The 18,619-nt window shown below is 65.3% G+C and carries 18 protein-coding genes; 13 read left to right on the top strand and 5 right to left on the bottom strand.

All coding sequences use genetic code 11. The features are described 5' to 3' along the window. Window positions 1-962: 962 nt before the first annotated feature. The 3 genes from AB3147_RS02885 to mpl form a co-directional block, all read right to left on the bottom strand. On the bottom strand, window positions 963-2,864 hold the full coding sequence (locus tag AB3147_RS02885) for a ribonuclease catalytic domain-containing protein (RefSeq protein ID WP_218342191.1): 1,902 nt from the start codon (window positions 2,862-2,864) through the stop codon (window positions 963-965). A 75-nt stretch (window positions 2,865-2,939) separates the two neighbouring features. After that, window positions 2,940-3,539, bottom strand: a complete 600-nt coding sequence (locus AB3147_RS02890) for a YqiA/YcfP family alpha/beta fold hydrolase (protein ID WP_367351401.1) — start codon at window positions 3,537-3,539, stop codon at window positions 2,940-2,942. 132 nt (window positions 3,540-3,671) lie between these two features. After that, window positions 3,672-5,042 carry a UDP-N-acetylmuramate:L-alanyl-gamma-D-glutamyl-meso-diaminopimelate ligase gene (mpl, locus tag AB3147_RS02895; RefSeq protein ID WP_367351402.1) on the bottom strand — a complete coding sequence of 457 codons (1,371 nt, stop codon included), beginning with the start codon at window positions 5,040-5,042 and terminating at the stop codon, window positions 3,672-3,674. Between the two features lie 97 nt (window positions 5,043-5,139). Between mpl and AB3147_RS02900 the strand changes: the two genes are divergently transcribed. The 13 genes from AB3147_RS02900 to AB3147_RS02960 all read left to right on the top strand — a co-directional run bounded on the left by AB3147_RS02900 (window position 5,140) and on the right by AB3147_RS02960 (window position 16,833). Continuing rightward, window positions 5,140-5,673 carry a TlpA family protein disulfide reductase gene (locus AB3147_RS02900; RefSeq protein ID WP_175139134.1) on the top strand — a complete coding sequence of 178 codons (534 nt, stop codon included), beginning with the start codon at window positions 5,140-5,142 and terminating at the stop codon, window positions 5,671-5,673. Window positions 5,674-5,762: 89 nt separating this feature from the next. Next, window positions 5,763-6,197, top strand: a complete 435-nt coding sequence (aroQ, locus tag AB3147_RS02905) for a type II 3-dehydroquinate dehydratase (protein ID WP_056327805.1) — start codon at window positions 5,763-5,765, stop codon at window positions 6,195-6,197. Window positions 6,198-6,285: 88 nt separating this feature from the next. Further along, window positions 6,286-6,744 carry an acetyl-CoA carboxylase biotin carboxyl carrier protein gene (accB, locus tag AB3147_RS02910; protein ID WP_175139133.1) on the top strand — a complete coding sequence of 153 codons (459 nt, stop codon included), beginning with the start codon at window positions 6,286-6,288 and terminating at the stop codon, window positions 6,742-6,744. Between the two features lie 9 nt (window positions 6,745-6,753). Further along, on the top strand, window positions 6,754-8,100 hold the full coding sequence (accC, locus tag AB3147_RS02915) for an acetyl-CoA carboxylase biotin carboxylase subunit (RefSeq protein WP_175139132.1): 1,347 nt from the start codon (window positions 6,754-6,756) through the stop codon (window positions 8,098-8,100). Between the two features lie 110 nt (window positions 8,101-8,210). Then, window positions 8,211-9,140, top strand: a complete 930-nt coding sequence (gene prmA, locus AB3147_RS02920) for a 50S ribosomal protein L11 methyltransferase (RefSeq protein WP_175126240.1) — start codon at window positions 8,211-8,213, stop codon at window positions 9,138-9,140. Between the two features lie 24 nt (window positions 9,141-9,164). Further along, a complete protein-coding gene (locus AB3147_RS02925) occupies window positions 9,165-10,667 on the top strand; it encodes a DUF3426 domain-containing protein (RefSeq protein WP_367351403.1) in 1,503 nt (500 codons plus the stop codon). A gap of 12 nt (window positions 10,668-10,679) precedes the next feature. Next, window positions 10,680-11,621: a carbohydrate kinase family protein gene (locus AB3147_RS02930; RefSeq protein ID WP_175126238.1), complete on the top strand. Its 942-nt coding sequence runs from the start codon at window positions 10,680-10,682 to the stop codon at window positions 11,619-11,621. 205 nt (window positions 11,622-11,826) lie between these two features. Then, the gene (locus tag AB3147_RS02935; RefSeq protein ID WP_175126237.1) at window positions 11,827-12,330 is read left to right on the top strand and encodes an outer membrane lipoprotein; all 504 of its coding nucleotides are present in this window, start codon (window positions 11,827-11,829) and stop codon (window positions 12,328-12,330) included. A gap of 328 nt (window positions 12,331-12,658) precedes the next feature. Next, window positions 12,659-12,898, top strand: a complete 240-nt coding sequence (locus tag AB3147_RS02940; protein WP_008159625.1) for an acyl carrier protein — start codon at window positions 12,659-12,661, stop codon at window positions 12,896-12,898. Beyond that, entirely contained in the window at window positions 12,876-14,063 is a 1,188-nt protein-coding gene (locus tag AB3147_RS02945; protein ID WP_175126236.1) for a D-alanyl-lipoteichoic acid biosynthesis protein DltD, read from the top strand. The genes AB3147_RS02940 and AB3147_RS02945 overlap by 23 nt, the downstream gene beginning before the upstream one ends. Then, window positions 14,060-14,233 carry a hypothetical protein gene (locus AB3147_RS02950; RefSeq protein ID WP_175126235.1) on the top strand — a complete coding sequence of 58 codons (174 nt, stop codon included), beginning with the start codon at window positions 14,060-14,062 and terminating at the stop codon, window positions 14,231-14,233. The genes AB3147_RS02945 and AB3147_RS02950 overlap by 4 nt, the downstream gene beginning before the upstream one ends. Before the next feature lie 7 nt (window positions 14,234-14,240). Beyond that, window positions 14,241-15,368, top strand: a complete 1,128-nt coding sequence (locus AB3147_RS02955; RefSeq protein ID WP_175126234.1) for an MBOAT family O-acyltransferase — start codon at window positions 14,241-14,243, stop codon at window positions 15,366-15,368. A gap of 16 nt (window positions 15,369-15,384) precedes the next feature. Continuing rightward, window positions 15,385-16,833, top strand: a complete 1,449-nt coding sequence (locus AB3147_RS02960; RefSeq protein ID WP_175126233.1) for a D-alanine--poly(phosphoribitol) ligase — start codon at window positions 15,385-15,387, stop codon at window positions 16,831-16,833. A gap of 73 nt (window positions 16,834-16,906) precedes the next feature. Here AB3147_RS02960 and AB3147_RS02965 read toward each other — a convergent pair whose 3' ends face one another. Together AB3147_RS02965 and AB3147_RS02970 are read right to left on the bottom strand one after the other, a co-directional pair. Then, window positions 16,907-17,467: a YggT family protein gene (locus AB3147_RS02965; RefSeq protein WP_056566878.1), complete on the bottom strand. Its 561-nt coding sequence runs from the start codon at window positions 17,465-17,467 to the stop codon at window positions 16,907-16,909. 190 nt (window positions 17,468-17,657) lie between these two features. After that, window positions 17,658-18,374, bottom strand: a complete 717-nt coding sequence (locus AB3147_RS02970) for a histone H1-like DNA-binding protein (protein ID WP_367351404.1) — start codon at window positions 18,372-18,374, stop codon at window positions 17,658-17,660. Window positions 18,375-18,619 lie beyond the last annotated feature (245 nt).

An 18,619-nucleotide genomic window follows, 5' to 3' on the forward strand; every position in this document is an offset into this window, starting at 1 on the left:
AGATTCCCTCGGGCTTATCGACGCCCCGCGCACCCCGGGACGCCACCGCACCGGACTCTGGCAATTCAAGTTTTCAGGCAGCTGGGGCGGTCGGCGTGCTTGGCATTTTTGCGCAGGTTATTGAGGGCTCGAAGTATCTTGCGGTGCCCGTCTCCGTTCGGCCGCGCGGGCGGCCTCCGGAGACTTACGCGGCGTCTTGCGTTGAAATGATGAAGCTTCGCGAGTAGGTAACGCTTGGGTTTTTGACACCCGCGAAGACTGGCTGCAGGCTCGAAGTGTGCTCCCTGGTTTCAGACTCCCATCCCTTGGCGAAGGCGCTAGCTTGTCCGGGTGGCCGACACCCGCGGACTTGTAAGACTGGTTCGGGTGTCAGACACCAGCAGATTCGTAGGACTGGTTCCGGTGTCTGACACCTTCGTGCGAGCACGGCTCGCTGCTAATCGTCACTTGAACTCAAGTGCCCGATGGGCGGCGCGAACAGGTCGGCAGGTTGTGGCGGATCGTCGCGGCGCCGCCCATCACCGCCCCACCCACCGTGAGGCGAACCATTAGCAAACCAATCCCCGCCAGCGCGAAGCGCACCCCGCTACGACGTCCCACAGACCCGATGCCGGGTTGCCGCCGCCCGGGCGGCAGCAATCCGGCGGCCCCGCAGATCTCCTTCCCTGACCACGGGTCTTGTAGCGCGCAAACCAAAGACCCTGGCAGCACGGCGTCGCGGTCACCGGGGAGGCGAGCGCCGTCGATGCGCCCGAGGGAATCTGAAGGCAGTCGCCGAAGGCGACAACGAAGATGACGACGGGGGGGGGCCGCCTAGGCAAGTCCGGAGCGAAGGCTCCGGACCGCAATCGTGGGCGATCGCCTCCCCGGTGACCGCGGCGTCGGGCGACCTACGAAGAACTGAATAAAGCGACCTACGAAGAACCGAAGAAAGCGACCGACGAAGATCGGAAGAATGCGACCTACGAAGCCGCAGCCTCCCCCTTAACTTCGCCCACAAATCGACAATCCAACTCCAGAGACAACTCATCCATCCCCAGAATATCCACCTCAACCGCAGTCCCGCGTTCAAACTCCGGCATCCCTCCCACCCGAGTCACCAACGGCGCATTCGCAAACCGCACCAGATCGTCCCGGAGCACATGCGCCACCGTCCGCGTCACGCCGTTCTGCTTCAGCCAGCGCAGGCACCAGTAGCGTTCCATTGCGCTCTGGAATTCCGCCCAGGCCGCGTATTGCGCGTCAAAGGCGCCGATGATGGCGAACAGGTCTGCGTCGCGCGGCTTGAAGGGGGCGATCAGGCGGGCCGAGACGCCGTGTTCCACCGCGGCGATCAGTTGCCATTGGTTGACCAGGTCGACGTAGCGGCGCAGCGGCGACGTGCTCCACGCGTATTGGGGAACGCCGATGGCCTCGTGCGGCAGCGCCTGCGTGCTCATGCGCACGCGGCCAGCTTGCTGCGAGCGGTAGATGCCCGGCACGCCGTGCTGGTTCAAGAGGCCGCCCCACAGGTTGTTGGCCAGGATCATGTATTCGGCCACCATGCGATCCAGCGGCGCGTTGCGCTGGCGCGGGACCAGGCGCACGGGCGTGTCGGGATCGTCGGGGTTGCCGTCCAGGTAGAAGCTGTACTCCACCCGGGAATTGTTTTCCGGCTTGCCGCGCACGTTTTCGCGTTGCGCGGACAGGGCCTGCGCCAGCTTCCAGAGCGGGCGCAGCCAGTGGCCGTAGGGGAGGTCGGCGTCCGGATCGGACAGGCTTGCCTCGGTGACCTGGCTGTCCAGCATGTTGTGGCGCAGGTTTTCGCGCACGACGATGCGTTCCAGGCGGGTTTCCGATTCGATGACTTCGCCGGTTTCGGGATTGGCGGTGACGTACAGCGATAGCGCGGGCACTTCGCGGCCGGCGTCCAGGGAGAACGCCTGGATGACGCTGTCCGGCTGCATCGGGATCTTGTCGCCGGGCATGTAGACGGTGGACAGGCGGGCGCGGGCCAGCTTGTCCAGTTCGCTGTCGCGGGTGACGGACAGGCCGGGCGCGGCGACGTGGACGCCGACGCGCACGCGGCCGTCGGGCAGCGTGGAGACGGAGAGCGCGTCGTCGATTTCCGTGGTGGTGACATCGTCCACGGAATAGATTTCGGCGTCGGCCAGCGGCAGTTCGCGGTCGATGGGCGGCAGTTCCACGTCGGGAAAGGCCAGGCCGCGCGGGAAGTTGACGGCCAGGAAGCGGCGCTTGTGCAGCGCGAGCGCGTGCGGCCAGGCGCCCAGTTCTAGCAGCAGGCGGTCAGGCGTCTTGCCCAGCTTGGCGCACGCGGCGTCCAGGGCCTTCCATTGCTGCGAATTCTTGTCTGGACGGATCAGGAGCGATTCGGCGGCCTGGGCGATGGGTTCGGGCAGGCGGCCCGCGGCCATTTCGTCGACCCATTCCTGCTGCTGTTCGGCCTGGCGCTGCTTCTTTTCCAGCGCGGCGAGCGCGGCGGCCAGGATGTCCGGCGGGGCGGGGCGGTAGCGGCCCTTGCCGCGGCGGTGGAAGTACGCCGGCGCGCCGTGCAGGCGCATCAGCAGCGCGGCCTGCTCGACGGGCGTGGGGGCGTGGCCGAAGTAGTCGGCGGCCAGGGCGGGCGAGTCAAATTCCTCTTGCGGCGCGCATTCCCACAGGAATTGCAGATCCAGCGTCTCGGCCGTGGCGGCCGCCTGGGTCATCAGGGCTGCCGGATCCGGCGAGGCGAAGTTGAACAGGGTATTGGCGCGCTTGATTTTGCTGCGCTTGCCCGACTCCGACTCCACCTGCAGGCTGGCGTCGGTCTCGGACAGGATATTGCCGGCCTTGAAGCTGCCGTCATCTTCGTAAAACACATACATGGTGGGGATCGTCCTGGGCGGCGGCCTCGCGCCGCCTTGCGCAGCTTTGTGGGTGTTGAAAGTCGATATTGATTATCAGGTGCGTACCGGCTTGCCGCCTAGGGCGAATTCAAGCACTTCCGGCATCCAATCCGCGAAATCGGACAGGCCGTGGTCGCTGCCTTGCACGATGCGCTGGCGGCAGCCGGCGTATCGGTCGCGCATCTCGCGCCAATCCAGCACTTCGTCGCCGGTCGCGGCCACCAGGAAATACCGGTCGGGCTGCGTGATGCGCGGCGCATGGATGGCGGCCAGTTCGTCCACATATTCGGGCAAAAAAACGAACGGCGCGCCGGAATGATACATGTGGTGCTCGCCGACCTGGGTGGCAAGGTCGCGCGCGGCGTGGACGGCGGGATTCAGCAACACGGCCTTGCAGCCCAGCTGCTCGGCGATCCTGGTGGCGTAGAAACCGCCCAGCGACGAGCCGATGACAGTCAGTTCGCGCGGCGAATCGGCGTCCGCCAGCCGGTCGCGCGCCATGCCCAGCGCCAGGTCGATGGCTTGGCGCGGGCTGGCGGGCAGTTGCGGGCAGGCCCACGCATCGGTCAGGCCGCGCGCGGCCATGGCGTCCGCCATCAGGCGGGCCTTGAAAGAATCGGGCGACGATCGGAAACCGTGTAGATAGAGGATCATTGCTTGCTGTTTCCGTGTGCGTTGCGGGAGGCGGCCGGCTGAGGGCTTGAATTCCGGACATGCGGGTCTGGCAGGGCCAGCCCGGCATGTCCGGCAGGGCGCGCTTTGCCGGGTTCGGCCAAGCGGGCGGAATCAGCCCCGCGCCTGCAGCGCATCCAGCAGCTTGCCATGGATGCCGCCGAAACCGCCATTGCTCATCACCAGCACCTGGTCGCCCGGCCGGGCGGCGCCAGCAACGGCGTCGACGAGCGCGCCGATGTCATCGTAGCTGGAAGCCCGCCCGCCCAGGGGCGCCAGCACTTCAGCCGGGTTCCAGCCCAGCGCATGCTTGCCCTCGCTGGCGCCAAAGCAGAACACCAGGTCAGCGTCGGCCAGCGCCTCGGGCAGCCTGGCGGCCATGGTGCCCAGCTTCATGGTGTTGGAGCGCGGCTCCAGCACGGCCAGGATTCGCGCCGATCCAACCTGACGGCGCAGACCTTCCAGCGTGGTGGCGATGGCGGTGGGATGGTGAGCGAAGTCGTCGTAGACCTTGATGCCATTGACCGTGCCGCGCAATTCCATCCGGCGCTTGACGCCGCCGAAGCGGGTGAGGGCATCGATGCCCTGTTCGGCGGGCACGCCAACGTGTTCAGCGGCAGCCAGGGCGGCCAGCGCGTTCATGCGGTTGTGTTCGCCGGTGAGCGACCAGCGGACGGTGCCGGCGTGGACGCCGGCGCGCGTGACCTCGAACGCGCCGTCAGCGTCCGGTGGCGACGCCTGCCACTGCCCATCCGGGCCGAACGTGACGGTATCCGACCAGCATCCCCGTGCAATCACGCGGTCCAGCGCGTCCGATTGCGTCGGTCGGACGATACGGCCCGAGCCGGGGATCGTGCGAACCAGATGGTGGAACTGCGTTTCGATCGCCGTCAAATCGGGGAAGATGTCGGCGTGATCGTATTCCAGGTTGTTCAGGATGGCGGTGCGCGGGCGGTAGTGAACGAATTTGGAGCGCTTGTCGAAGAACGCCGTGTCGTATTCGTCCGCTTCGATGACGAAGGGGCGGCGCGCCGGGTCGTAGCGGGCAGATACGTGCAGGTCCTGCGCCACGCCGCCGATCAGGAAGTTCGGGGCCATGCCTGCGGCTTCCAGCACCCACGCCAGCATCGAGCTTGTGGTGGTCTTGCCGTGCGTGCCGGCCACCGCCAACACGTGCGCGCCTGGCAGGATGTTGTCGCCCAGCCATTGCGGCCCGGACACATAGCGCGCCCCGGATTCCAGAATGGCTTCCATCAGCGGGTTGCCGCGGCTGACCACGTTGCCGATGACGTACAGGTCAGGCTTGAGCGCCAGTTGCTCGGCGCCAAAGCCTTCGATCAGTTCGATACCCTGTTCGGAAAGCTGGGTGCTCATCGGCGGGTACACGCCCGCGTCGCAACCCGTGACTTTATGGCCGGCGGCGCGCGCAATCAGCGCCAGTCCGCCCATGAAGGTGCCGCAGATGCCAAGAATGTGCAGGTGCATTGATAAATCTCCTGCCCCGCATTGTATATATAGCGGCCCGACAAGCCGGCGCCTCGCGCCTGCGGCGTAAAACGGCCGCAACGGTTATCATCGCGCCATGAATCGACGCCTACTTCTTTCCGCCGCCGTGGCGGTGGCCGCGACTGTCGCGGGCGGCTATACGCTGATGGGCCGCAAGCCCAAGAACGATGCCGCGCCGGCTGACGCGGGCGATCCAGTCGCGGGACTCATGCAGATGCAGCTCCCGGATCTGAACGGCGCCTCGCATTCGCTGGCCGGCTGGAAGGGCCAGCCCATCCTGGTCAATTTCTGGGCAACGTGGTGCGCGCCGTGCGTCAAAGAGATGCCCGCGCTCGACGCTTTGCAGAAAAAATACCCGCAAGTACGCTTTGTTGGCATCGGCGTTGATTCTGCCGCCAACATGCAGAAGTTTGTCGAGAAAGTACAGGTTTCATACCCTCTATGGGTGATCGGCGCCGGCGCCATCGATACGCTGCGTAAGCTGGGTAATCCTAGCGGTGGTCTGCCTTTTACTATCGTTTTCAACGCAGATGGCAGCATTAACCGGAAGATATTGGGTGAAGTTCAGCCCGACGATCTGGATCGCACCCTTTCGGGTTTGAAGGCGTAAGTCTGTTGGACAAATAGTAGGAATTGGCGTAAAAAGCTGGTTTATCGGCTGTTTTGCCAACAATTGGCAATCCACAATTTGGCACGCGCATGGCGCAAAACATACTGGTATTGCATGGCCCGAACCTGAACCTGCTTGGCACCCGGGAACCTCATATCTACGGCAGTCTTACTCTGGCCCAGATCAATGAGCGTCTCGAGCTGCTTGCGGGCGAATTGGGCGCCACGCTGACTGCGTGGCAAAGCAATCACGAAGGTGCGCTGGTTGACCGCATTCAGGCGGCACGGCAGGACGGCACGGACTTCATCATCATCAACGCAGCGGCATACACGCACACCAGTGTCGCGATTCGCGACGCGCTGGCCGGGGTCGCGATCCCATTTATTGAAGTACATTTGTCCAATCTGTATAAGCGAGAGCCGTTCAGGCATCACTCTTATCTGTCCGACTTGGCGCAGGGCCTGATCAGCGGCCTGGGCGCGGACGGCTACGAGGCCGCGCTGCGTTACGCAGTGCGGCACTGATCTCGCATCAAATCAACGCTTTTACATCTTATGCGGCGCGAACCCCGACGCTGGGACGACGCCGACACTATCTCGGGAAGCAGCTTCTATGGATCTTCGAAAACTCAAAACCCTGATCGACCTGGTGGCTGAATCGGGCATCGCCGAGCTGGAAATCACCGAAGGCGAAGGCAAGGTCAGAATCGTCAAGTTCTCGCAGACGCTGCAGCCGGTGGCCTACCACCAGCCCGAAGCCGGCGTGCCCGCCGCGCCCGTCGCCGCCGCCGCCGCGCCCGCCGCTGCGCCGGCCGCGCCCGCTGCCCCGGTCATTCAAGGCCACGTCGTGAAGGCCCCGATGGTCGGCACGTTCTACCGTTCGCCGAACCCGGGCGCCGCCCCGTTCATCGACGTGGGCGCCACCGTCAAGGAAGGCGATCCGCTGTGCATCATTGAAGCCATGAAGCTGCTCAATGAAATCGAAGCCGACAAGGCCGGCGTCATCAAAGAAATCCTGGTCGAAAACGGTGAGCCCGTCGAGTACGGTCAACCCCTGTTCGTCATTGGCTGATAGCTGAACATGTTCGAAAAAATCCTGATCGCCAATCGGGGCGAAATCGCCCTGCGCATTCAGCGCGCCTGCCGCGAGCTGGGCATCAAGACCGTCGTCGTGCACTCCGAGGCCGACCGCGAAGCCAAGTACGTGCGCCTTGCCGATGAATCCGTGTGCATCGGGCCCGCGCCGTCGCGTGAAAGCTACCTGAACATGCCGGCCATCATCTCGGCCGCCGAAGTCACGGATTCCGAGGCAATCCACCCGGGTTACGGGTTCTTGTCCGAAAATGCCGACTTCGCCGATCGCGTCGAGAAGAGCGGTTTCGTGTTCATCGGCCCTCGCCCGGACACGATCCGCCTGATGGGCGACAAGGTCAGCGCCAAGCGCGCCATGATCGAAGCCGGCGTGCCGGTGGTGCCGGGCTCGGAAGGCGCGTTGCCCGACGATCCGCAGGAAATCCTGCGCACGGCGCGCGAAGTCGGCTATCCGGTCATCATCAAGGCAGCAGGCGGCGGCGGTGGCCGCGGCATGCGCGTGGTGTACACCGAGGCCGCGCTGCTCAATGCCGTCACGATGACGCGTTCCGAAGCAGGCGCCGCCTTCAACAACCCGGAAGTCTATATGGAGAAGTTCCTCGAGAACCCGCGCCATATCGAAATCCAGGTGCTGGCCGACGGCGGCCGCAACGCGGTCTGGCTGGGCGAGCGCGATTGCTCCATGCAGCGCCGCCACCAGAAGGTCATCGAAGAAGCGCCGGCGCCCGGCATCGCCCGCCGCCTGATCGAGCGCATTGGCGACCGCTGTGCCGACGCCTGCCGCAAGATGGGCTATCGCGGCGCCGGCACGTTCGAGTTCCTGTACGAAAACGGCGAGTTCTATTTCATCGAAATGAACACCCGCATCCAGGTCGAACACCCGGTCACCGAGCTGATCACAGGCGTCGATCTGGTGCAGCAGCAGATCCTGATCGCCGCCGGCGAGAAGTTCACGCTGCGTCAGCGTGACATCACGTTCAGCGGCCATGCGATCGAATGCCGTATCAACGCCGAAGATCCGTTCCGTTTCGTGCCCAGCCCGGGCCGCATCACGAACTGGCATACGCCTGGCGGTCCTGGCGTGCGTATCGACTCGCACGCGTTCAATGGCTACTTCGTGCCGCCCAACTACGATTCGATGATCGCCAAGGTCATCACGTACGGCGACACGCGTGACCAGGCGCTGGCGCGCATGCGCATCGCGCTGTCGGAAATGGTGGTGGAAGGCATTTCCACCAACATCCCGCTGCACCGCGAAATGCTGCAGGACGCCCGCTTCATCGAAGGCGGCACCAGCATCCACTATCTGGAACACAAGTTGGCGCAGCGTCCCTGACCGACTCTGGGGCCTCACGGCCCCTTTTGCGTTTTACCTTGTTGATGTTTTAAGGTTGATCGGGCCGCGGCGGATGCCGCGGCCCGTTGACCAGATGGAAGAGAAAAATCATGCGTGAACTCGTGCTCCATTGCTCGGAGACGCAGGCCGAAGCCCTGTCGGACGCCTTGCTCGAAGCCGGCGTGCTGTCGGTCTCCGTCGAAGATGCCGACTTCGGCACCGAAGTTGAGCGGCCGTTGTTCGGCGAGCCGGGCACCGAGCCCGACGTCCAGGCATGGGACCGCAATCTCGTCGTCGCCTTGCTGCCCGACGGCGCCGATCCCGCGCAGATCATGGAAGAAGCCGCCCAAACCGGGGAGCTCGATGCATCGGTGTTCGACGGCTGGAGCCTGCGCGACGTGCCGGACGCCGACTGGGTGCGCCTGACGCAATCGCAGTTCGGCCCGATCCACATCGCCGAACGTCTCTGGATCGTGCCCAGCTGGCACCGCGACAATCCCGATGTGCCCGGCCTGGACACGGCCTTGCCCGACCAGGACGGCGCCATTCATATCGAACTGGACCCGGGCCTGGCGTTCGGCACCGGCAGCCACCCGACGACACACCTGTGCCTGGCGTGGCTCGAAGCCGAGCTTCCCGCCGGCGCGACCCTGCTGGACTACGGGTGCGGATCCGGCATCCTGGCCATCGCGGCGCGCAAGCTGGGCGCCGGCCCCACGCAGGCGGTCGATATCGACGCGCAGGCGGTGCAGAGCACGGTGTTCAACGCCGAGGTCAACAAGGTCGAGCTGCAGGCCATGCTGCCCGACGGACTGGCGGACGGCACGTTCGAAGTCGTGGTCGCCAACATTCTGTCCAACCCCCTGAAGGTGCTGGCCCCCATGCTGGCCGGACGCGTTGCCGCGGGTGGCCACCTGGTGTTGTCGGGCGTGCTGGAACGGCAGGCCGAGGAGGTCGCGGCCGCCTATGCGCCCTGGCTGGCCATGTCGGTCTGGCGTGCGCGCGACGGCTGGGTCTGCCTGCACGGCAAGAAGTCCTGAGTCCCGGCAGCAGGAGCACGCCTCATGGCTCTGACCACCCGCTGCCCGCAGTGCGGCACCTCGTTCAAGGTGGTGCCTGATCAGCTTCGGGTCCGCAATGGCCTGGTGCGTTGCGGCGCCTGCTCGACCGTTTTCGATGGCCGCGCGTGCCTGGTATCCGCGCCGGGTGCGCCTGTCGCGATCACCCCGCCGGCCGCGGCGCCGCTGCCATCGTCCGCCGCCGCCTTGGCCGCGCCCGTGCTGGCCGCGCCCGAGCCGCATCCGCCCGCCGCACCGTTTCCGGAACCGGCCTTTACGCCGGTGTCGACACCGGCCCCGGCGCCTGCACCGGCCCTCACCCCGGTGCGTCCGGCGGCGGTTCCGCCGCATGTGCCGCCGCATGTGCCGCCGCATGTGCCGCCGCATGTGCCGCCGCCCGCCATCGTGCCGCCCCGCGCAACGCCCGCCGTGCCAGTTGAGCCGCGCGTGATTCTGCCCTGGGAAGACGAGCCCGAGGCGCCGCCCGCGCCTTCGATTCCGCCCGCCGTGCTGCGCGGCCGCGACGACATCCGCAAGCGCGCCGAGCCGGAAGCGGCCATGCCGGATGACCACGCCGACGACGACGACTATCTCGACGATGACGGCGAACCATTCCTGCGCGAGCCGGAGCCGCCCCGCACCGCGCCCGCGCCGCGGCCCCCCGTGTTTCGCAACGAACCCATCGTCGCCAGCCGGTCCGGCGAGCCAACGCTGGACTGGCGCGCCGGGCAGCCGCGCAGCGACGTGCGCAGTGATCCGCGCCATGATGTTCGCCACGACCCGCGCCAAGGCCCCCGCCAAGATCCTCGCCACGACATCGCCGACGACTTTCGCGACCAGCATCGCGACGATGTCCGCGACATCGAGCGCGACGACGAATACGAGGACGAAGACGACCTCGATCACGCCGCCCACGAACCGGTGCTGGGCGACACGCGCACGCGTTATTCCAGCGCCACCGACGTGGGCCGTGCGCCGCCCGAGTTCCTGGACCAGGACCGGATCGAGCGCAGCGGCCTGGTGCGCAAGCTGTGGGCCTACGCCTGCCTCATCGGCCTGATCGTGCTTGCCCTGCAACTGCTCTACGCATACCGCACCGATATCGCCAATTCCGTGCCGGCGCTGCGACCGGTCCTGGAGGCCGCCTGCAAGCCGCTGGACTGCACGGTCGGCTACGCGCGCCGCCGCGATCTCATCAGCATTTCGTCGTCGTCGTTGCAGCCGCCCAAGGGCGCCGCCGCCATCGATGACGGCCGCACCCGCCTGGTGCTGACCGTGATGCTGCACAACCGCTACGACAAGCCGCAGCATTGGCCGGCGCTGGTGCTTGAACTGAACGACCTGTCCGACACGGTGGTCGTGCGCAAGGTGCTGATGCCCGAGAATTACCTCACGCCCGAACAGTTGAAGGGACCGTTCGGTCCCCAGGGTGCATTGAAGATTTCAGTCCCCATTGAAGTGACCGGCGTTCAGGTCAATGGCTACCAACTCGACAAGTTTTTCCCGTAAAGGATGACAAGCATGGCAACCCCTGTTCTGGTCTGCGGTTCGATGGCGTTCGACACCATTGCGGTGTTTGAAGGCCGCTTCAAGGAACACATTCTTGCCGACCGCATCCAGTCGCTGAGCGTGTCGTTCCTGGTGCCCAGCATGCGCAAGGAATTTGGCGGCTGCTCGGGCAACATCGCCTACAACATGAACCTGCTGGGCGGCGCGCCGGTGCCGGTGGCCACCATCGGTGAAGACGCCGGCGAATATATGCAGCGGCTGTCGGGCCTGGGCATCGACGTCAGCCGCGTCAAGGTCATTCCCGACACGTTCACCGCACAGTGCTTCATCACGACCGACCTGGACGACAACCAGATCACTGCCTTCCACCCGGGCGCCATGTCGTTTGCCGCGCAAAACGACCTGAGCGACGCCGACGCCGCCTGGGCGATCGTTGCGCCGGACGCGAAAGAAGGCATGTTTGCCCACGCCGAACGCCTGCACAAGCGCGGCATCCCCTTCATCTTCGACCTGGGCCAGGCAATGCCGCTGTTTGACGGCGCCGACCTCGAGCGCATGCTCAAGCTGGCGCAGGCCCTCACGGTCAACGACTACGAAGCCGGCGTGGTCGAGCAGCGCACCGGCCGCAGCGTCGCGGACATTGCGCGCACGCTGCAAGCGGTGGTCGTGACGCGTGGCGCCGAAGGCGCCACCCTGCACACCGAAGGCAAGACCATCCAGATCGAACCCGTGCGCGCCTCGCAGGTGGTGGATCCCACCGGCTGCGGCGACGCGCAGCGCGGTGGTCTGCTGTACGGCCTGACCAGCGGCTGGAGCTGGGAAGACAGCTGCCGCCTGGGCAATGTGATGGGCGCCATCAAGATCGCTTCGCGCGGCCCGCAGAACCATGTGCCGACGCGTGCCGAGATCGACGCCGTGCTGCACGCCACCTACGGCATCCATCTGCCTGCCTGATCGGCCAGGACTCCCCGGGAACCGACACCTCGCACACAGGTCGAACGTCAGCGCATATTCAATGGCAACGGGCTGTAGCCCGTTGTTTCGCGCCTGAGTTTGCAGCTTCTGGCGGAGCGTTTCAGTCTGTTGCGGGTGCGCTTGCCGGGCGTTGCGGGCGGAGTATCATCAGTCACCGTCGGTCGTGCCCGAATGAGGAGTCCAAATGAATCATATAAAGTCTTTTTCCCTGGTGACGCCGCGTACCGGCCGTTGGCTGGCTGTCGCGGCTGTGGTGACGTCGATGGCAGTGCTTGGCGGTTGCGCAAACCCCAGCGCCTCCAGCGGTGTGTACAGCTACGATCAAGCGCAGCGCGAACAGATCGTCCGTAACGGAACGGTCACCGGCGTGCGTCCGATCGTCATCCAGAACGACAAGTCCAGCGGCGTCGGCATGGTGGCCGGCGGTGCGTTGGGCGGCGTGGCCGGCAATGCGATCGGTGGCGGCACGGGCCGCACCATCGCCACGGTCGGCGGCGTCATCCTTGGCGCGCTGGCGGGCAACGCCGTCGAAAACCGCGCACAGAAGAACTCCGGCCTGGAGATCACGGTGCGCCTGGATAACGGCGAGACCCGCGTGGTCGCCCAGGAAGCCGACGTGCCCATCAGCGTGGGCCAGCGCGTCCAGGTGATCAGCGGCGCCGGTCCGACCCGCGTCACGCCGATGTAATCGGCCCAGCCCGCAATCAAAAAGCCCGCGCAAGCGGGCTTTTTTGTCGCTCGCCCGCAACGCAGCCCCCCGGGATTTACCCGCGAACGTTACCTTTCCAAGCGTTTTCTCGCCATTTCCTCCATAAGTTTCATGGCGATTCGACGGCCGAAGTGCAATGATTGCCACGGCGCGGCAGTCCGGATTTAATGTAACCACGTGCTTCCGGAAGCCCCGCTTGCTGGCTGGAATTTTTCAGTTTGGTTTCAGCTGTTTTCTGTATCCTCGTCGCCTGAATCCCGGGGCGGGGGATGGTTTGCCGAACAGGCAACGTTACGCTGCAATACCTATGCATACCGAGCAAGAACTCCACACCAAGATCGGCGAGATCGTCGAGTCGATCGTCATGAAGAAAGTCACCCCCGACACGCAACTGATTGCCACCGGCCTGGTCGATTCGCTCGCCGCCGTGGACATCACGCTGGCGGTCGAGTCCGAGTACGGCTGCAGTATCCCGGCTCCCGAAATCGCAGAACACCTTCAGTCGGTCCGCGTGCTTGCCGGCTATGTCGCTGCCCATACTTCGTAATACCCGGTTCCTGTCGCACGTCGCGGCGGCAGCGACGGCGGTGGCGTTGGCGGTAGGGGCGTATTGCGGGGCGGACGATCTGCTCAGCCGCGTCGTCAATCCGTCATCATCGCCCTCGGCCATCGCGGCCGACAAGAGCAACTACCTGCCCAACCTCGGGCCGGACTGGGGCACCCAGCACGTCAACCTGAACCGTCTGGGCAACGCGCTCAGCGACGGCACGCTGGTGGTGCTGGGCTCTTCCGAGCTGTCCAGCCACGACCTGCGCTTCGTTCCCTACCGCTTCTTTCCCGAAGAGCTGAAGGTGCCGACGCTCGCGTACGGCCATGCGATGTTCCAGTCGTATGGCATCGTCAGCGTGCTGGAATCGGTATCGGACTCGCTCACGCCCAACACGCGCCTGGTCATCATGCTGTCGCCGGCTTGGTTCGCGTCGGGCGGGCAGCTGCCGCGCAGCGCGTTTGCCGAGCACGTCACGGGACCGGTCTGGGACCGGTTGTGGGACCAGCCCAGTACGCGCGAGCAGATGCAGAACTGGATCAGCGACAACGCGAACTGGGGGTTGCTGTGGCTCATCGCCAATGGTCAGGTGTCCGAGCTGAAAGACAAGCTGGCGCTGTGGTGGCATGCCCGCCAGGAGCCGGCCCCTGACAAGCCGCGCACCAAGCTGTCCGTGCCCGCGCACCGCTACGTGTCCTGGCCGATGTCCGCCCGCCTGAATGCCGGACAGTGGTCGCGGATCACGCACGAAGCGCGCGTCGTCGAACACAACCTGGGCGGCAACAACCCCTACGATGTGCGCGACGACTACTACCAGCAGTACCTCGCGCCGCTGTACTCGCCCGCGCGCAATGAATTCGCGGACGTCGATCCCATCACCCGTACCGAGCTGGGAGACCTCTCACGTGTGATGGCGCTGCTGCAAAAGCGCAAGGTCAAGGCGTACTTCGTCATCCAGCCGTTCAACCCCAAGCTCATCCTGGACGTCGAACGGTTCGACCCCGTGGTGGCCGCCATCACCGGCATGTGCACGCGGTACCAAATGGGGTGCCTGGATCTTTACAGCATTCCTTTCGAGCCGGGCATGCTGCGCGATGACATGCACCTGGCCGAACTTGGCTGGGCCATGGCCGATCAAGGCATTGCGGAGTATTTTTCCCGATGAAACTCTTTCGTAAAGACGAAGCCCGTAATGCGGGCGTGGCCTGGGCGCGCCGCTTCTTCTGGCACCTGTGCCTGTACGTGGGCGTGATCCTCGTGTTCGTGCTGCAGGCGCAGCCCACGACGGGCAGCGGCGGACCAATCAAGGTCGAATTCCAATACCAGCAGTTCTGAGCGCACCATGGAACTCTTCGCAAGCTTGAGCTTCTTCGGCGGCGCCCTGTTCGGCGGCCTCGGCCTGGTCGCCTACCGATCGTCCGGCATGCCGCTGCGCATCGGCTATCGCCACATCATCGGCGTCATCTGCCTGGGCGTCTGGATGGCGGTGTTCTGGGCGCGGCCGTACCAGCCCATCGCGCTCTTCGCCATCTCCGGCGCCGCGCTGTGGGCCATGCGCCGCAACTACATCCCGACCTGGCTGGCGGTGATCATCACGATGACGCCGTTGCTGTTGGTCAAAACCGGCGTATCGCACCTGGGTGCCATGCTCGGGTTGTCCTTCGCCACCTTCCGCGCCATCGACGTGCTGCTGTTCGCGCCGCGCAACGAGCGCGTCTCGCCGCTGGATTACTTCATCTACCTGTTCTTCCCGCTGACGCTGCTGGCCGGTCCCATGTACCGCTGGCGCGCCTTCCAGGCCGATCTGAAGCGCGGCTACGAAGGCGTCAACCTGAACACCTGGCTGACCGGGCTGGAACTCATCATGGTGGGCGTGATCCAGAAGTTTGGCCTTGCCGAGCTCATCTGGCGTTACGGGCTGGCCACGCTGGACGCGCACGACTATTCGTTCACCGGCGTGGCGCTGAATGCCTCGCTCTACAGCGCCTACCTGTTCTTCGATTTTGCCGGCTACTCGACCATGGCGATCGGCATCGGCATGCTGTTCGGCTTCACGCTGCCGATCAACTTCCGCAACCCGCTGGCCACGCTGAATCCGCAGGATTTCTGGCGTCGCTGGCACATCAGCCTGTCCGAATGGCTGCGCGATGTCGTGTTCATGCCGATCTACAAGGCATTGAGCAAGACCAGCTTCTTCGGCCGCCACCGGCTTGCGGCGCAGAACATCGGCATCTTCGCGACGCTGCTGGCGATGGGCGTGTGGAACGGCCTGTCGCTGCACTACATCGTCAGCGGCCTGATGTTCGGCGCGTATTCAGTGGGCCACAACCTGCTGATCAACGCCGCGCGCACGCGGCCCGGTCTGCAGGCGCTGCTGGCCAAGCCCGTCATGCGCTTTCTGGGGCGCGTGCTCACCCTGATTCTGGCCGCACTGGCGCTGTACGTGTTCAGCGGCCGCAGTCCCATCTGACGCCGGGAGCTTCGGCATGCGTTTCGACTTGAAGTCCTTCCAGTTCGCCGACGACGGCCGCGCGCCCGACGCGCTGGCCGTTGCCGCCGCCGACCGCAGCCTGACCTGGGCGCAGTTGCGCACTGAGGCCGAGGCCTGGGCCGACGCCGCCCGCCAGCACGGCGTGGCGCCCGACGTGCCGGTGGCCATCTACGGTCACAAGGAAGCCGCGTTCTTCGTCGCGATGGTCGGCGCGCTGCTCATCGGCGCGCCGTTCGTTCCGGTGGACACCATCTACCCTGCTGAGCGTCTGCGCCGCATCGTCGAGATCGTGCGCGCCGCCGCCGTCTTCGATGCCGCGGCCGGCACCTTCACGGCGGGCGAGGGCGAAGTGCTGCAAGAGCGTGGCCTGGCCTACGTGATGTTCACGTCGGGCAGCACGGGCGATCCGAAGGGCGTGCAAATCGGCCGCGAAAGCGTCGGCCTGCTCGGCGACTGGATGCTCGGCAGCTTTGGCCTGGGCGAGGCGCCCGTCTTCATGAACCAGGCGCCGTTCAGTTTCGACCTGTCCATGTACGAGGTCTTCGCCACGCTGGCGTCCGGCGGCAGCTGCGTGCTCAACGCGCGCGAACAGATCGCCGCGCCCGGCCCGTGGATGGAACGGCTGGCCGGCCACGGCATCACGGTGTGGGTGTCCACGCCGTCGTTCGCCCACCAGCAATTGGCCAACCGCGACTTCTCGCCCGTCACGCTGCCGACGCTGCGCACGTTCCTCTTCTGCGGCGAGCCGCTGCCGGCGGCGCTGGCCAAGAAGTTGCGCCAGCGTTTTCCCGACGCATCCATCCTGAACACCTACGGCCCGACCGAAGCCACGGTGGCCACCACCTGGATCGAAGTTACCGATGCGGTGCTGGCGGCACACGATCCGTTGCCGGTCGGACACGCCAAGCCCGACAGCGTGCTGCTCGTGGACGAGGGCGAGATCTGCATCGTGGGAGACCACGTCATGCGCGGCTACCTGAACCGCGCCGACCTGAACGCGGCCAAGCTCTACACCTATGACGATGGCCGCCGCGCGTTCCGCACGGGCGACCTGGGTCTGATGGAAGAGGGCGGGCTGCTGTTTTGCCGCGGCCGGATGGACGATCAGATCAAGCTGAACGGCTATCGCATCGAGCTGGCCGAGATCGACGAGGCTTTGCACGGCCTGCCGGGGGTGGAAGGGAGCGCCTGCGCGGTGCTGCGCCGTCCCGACGGCACCGCGGTGCGGTTGATCGGCTTCGTGACTGGGCTGGACGGTGCGGGACAGGAGGCGTCGCTGCTTGCGCCGGAGACCTTGTCCGGCTGGAAGGAGCGGCTGGCCGAGCGCCTGCCGCCGTACATGGTGCCGTCAGAGCTGGTTGCCTGCCCGGCGCTGCCCATGTCGAACAACCACAAGATCGATCGCAAGAAGCTGATCGAGATCTACAGCGCCATTCCGGTCTAGCGCAAGACGCCGGCCGGATGGACCAGCGCCCCGCTGATGGGGGCGCTGTGCAAAGCAATGGTGCGGCGGGCGATTACACGCCCATCATGCCGTAGCTCAGGCGAGCCAGGACCATCAAGAGGATCTGCGCGGCCACCAGCAGGATCAGCGGCGAGAAGTCGATCGAGGTGCGCGGCAGGATGCGGCGGATGGGATCGAGCAATGGCGCGGTCAGCGACTGCAGCAGCGGCATCATGGGCGCCATCGGGTTGACCCACGACAGCACGGCCTGGATCAGCGTCAACCAGACCACCAGATTCAGCGCCCATTTCGCGGTCATGATGAGCGCCGAACCCATGGCGGCGGGCAGCAGTGCGGCGGGAATCAGCGCGCCGATGGCCACCAGCCACAGCAGCACCAGATAGACCAGCGCCGACAGCCATGCGCACACGAGGCTGGTCCAGTCGATCTTGTTGCCGGCGGGAATGATCTTGCGCAGCGGCATCACGAGCCAGTTGGTGGCGCCGTAGATCGCGCGCGCCAGCGGGTTGAAGGGATGCAGCCGTATCGCGTGCATCCAGGCGCGTGCAATCAGTGCCGCGCCAAACAGCGTGAACACGATTTCGAGAAGGAAGCGGAAGATTTCACCGAGCATGGACGCGATCACCCCAAAAAAGAGGAGTCAATTGTCGCACGGCCAGACGTAAAAATTGCGTACGGTCCTAGTGCTTCAGGCCTAGTGCAAAGGGGCAGCCATTTGCATGGCATTGACGCGGGGACGACAAAAAAGCCGCCCGGTAAATACCAGGCGGCTCTGATGAAGCTAACGCTTCGGCGCGTCCGGATTAGGGACGGCCACCCGTCGGGAACGGCCACGACGCGGCGGGGTTCAGCGCGGTCTTCGCGCCCGGCGCAGCAGCCGTGGTGGGCGGCGTAGCGGGCTTCTTCGGAGCGGCTTTCTTCGCAGCGGGCTTCTTGGCGGCGGCGGGCTTCTTTGCGGCGACAGCCGGCTTGGAAGCGGGAGCCTTCTTGGCAGCGGGAGCCTTCTTGGCAGCCGGGGCCTTCTTGGCTACGGCCTTCTTGGCAACAGCCTTCTTGGCGGCCGGGGCCTTCTTGGCTACGGCTTTCTTGGCGGCCGGGGCCTTCTTGGCGACAGCCTTCTTGGCAACAGCCTTCTTGGCGGCCGGGGCCTTCTTGGCTACAGCTTTCTTGGCAACCGTCTTCTTGGCGACAGCCTTCTTGGCTACGGCCTTCTTGGCGACGGCTTTCTTGGCAACTGCCTTCTTGGCAACGGCCTTCTTGGCAACGGCCTTCTTGGCGGCCGGAGCCTTCTTTGCTACGGCCTTCTTGGCGACTGCCTTCTTGGCAACGGCCTTCTTGGCGGCCGGCGCCTTCTTGGCGGCAACCTTCTTCACGGCCGGCTTCTTGGCGGCTGCGACTTTCTTCACTGCGACTTTCTTGACGGCAGCTTTCTTGGCCGGAGCGGCCTTCTTTGCTGCTGCCTTCTTGGCGGCGGGTTTTTTCACCGCTGCTTTCTTGACGGCTTTCTTGGCTGTTGCCATGGTCATGCTCCTTAGGTTCAGGGGTCCCAGAACTTAAACCCGTGCCCCGACCCGCCAATTGGCGGACCGTGCCCGGGCTATTCATCGGCGCATGCCGCTGTTCTGTGCGAGCAACAGCTACTACGGTTTGCGCTAATGAATTCGGCACAGCCATTTGATATGGCCCCCGCTCCTTTGGCGCGAGCCATTTCAAATGGCGCCGGCAGGCAGCCTGTCCACAGGCCGCCGACCGCTTGTTCTACGTG

The organism is Achromobacter animicus (assembly GCF_040775605.1).
Classification (GTDB): domain Bacteria; phylum Pseudomonadota; class Gammaproteobacteria; order Burkholderiales; family Burkholderiaceae_B; genus Achromobacter; species Achromobacter animicus.

Coding starts and splice junctions, on each gene's coding strand:
- AB3147_RS02885 (WP_218342191.1), bottom strand. CDS start 2,864: ATGTATGTGTTTTACGAAGATGACGGCAGCTTCAAGGCCGGCAATATC.
- AB3147_RS02890 (WP_367351401.1), bottom strand. CDS start 3,539: ATGATCCTCTATCTACACGGTTTCCGATCGTCGCCCGATTCTTTCAAG.
- mpl (WP_367351402.1), bottom strand. CDS start 5,042: ATGCACCTGCACATTCTTGGCATCTGCGGCACCTTCATGGGCGGACTG.
- AB3147_RS02900 (WP_175139134.1), top strand. CDS start 5,140: ATGAATCGACGCCTACTTCTTTCCGCCGCCGTGGCGGTGGCCGCGACT.
- aroQ (WP_056327805.1), top strand. CDS start 5,763: ATGGCGCAAAACATACTGGTATTGCATGGCCCGAACCTGAACCTGCTT.
- accB (WP_175139133.1), top strand. CDS start 6,286: ATGGATCTTCGAAAACTCAAAACCCTGATCGACCTGGTGGCTGAATCG.
- accC (WP_175139132.1), top strand. CDS start 6,754: ATGTTCGAAAAAATCCTGATCGCCAATCGGGGCGAAATCGCCCTGCGC.
- prmA (WP_175126240.1), top strand. CDS start 8,211: ATGCGTGAACTCGTGCTCCATTGCTCGGAGACGCAGGCCGAAGCCCTG.
- AB3147_RS02925 (WP_367351403.1), top strand. CDS start 9,165: ATGGCTCTGACCACCCGCTGCCCGCAGTGCGGCACCTCGTTCAAGGTG.
- AB3147_RS02930 (WP_175126238.1), top strand. CDS start 10,680: ATGGCAACCCCTGTTCTGGTCTGCGGTTCGATGGCGTTCGACACCATT.
- AB3147_RS02935 (WP_175126237.1), top strand. CDS start 11,827: ATGAATCATATAAAGTCTTTTTCCCTGGTGACGCCGCGTACCGGCCGT.
- AB3147_RS02940 (WP_008159625.1), top strand. CDS start 12,659: ATGCATACCGAGCAAGAACTCCACACCAAGATCGGCGAGATCGTCGAG.
- AB3147_RS02945 (WP_175126236.1), top strand. CDS start 12,876: ATGTCGCTGCCCATACTTCGTAATACCCGGTTCCTGTCGCACGTCGCG.
- AB3147_RS02950 (WP_175126235.1), top strand. CDS start 14,060: ATGAAACTCTTTCGTAAAGACGAAGCCCGTAATGCGGGCGTGGCCTGG.
- AB3147_RS02955 (WP_175126234.1), top strand. CDS start 14,241: ATGGAACTCTTCGCAAGCTTGAGCTTCTTCGGCGGCGCCCTGTTCGGC.
- AB3147_RS02960 (WP_175126233.1), top strand. CDS start 15,385: ATGCGTTTCGACTTGAAGTCCTTCCAGTTCGCCGACGACGGCCGCGCG.
- AB3147_RS02965 (WP_056566878.1), bottom strand. CDS start 17,467: ATGCTCGGTGAAATCTTCCGCTTCCTTCTCGAAATCGTGTTCACGCTG.
- AB3147_RS02970 (WP_367351404.1), bottom strand. CDS start 18,374: ATGGCAACAGCCAAGAAAGCCGTCAAGAAAGCAGCGGTGAAAAAACCC.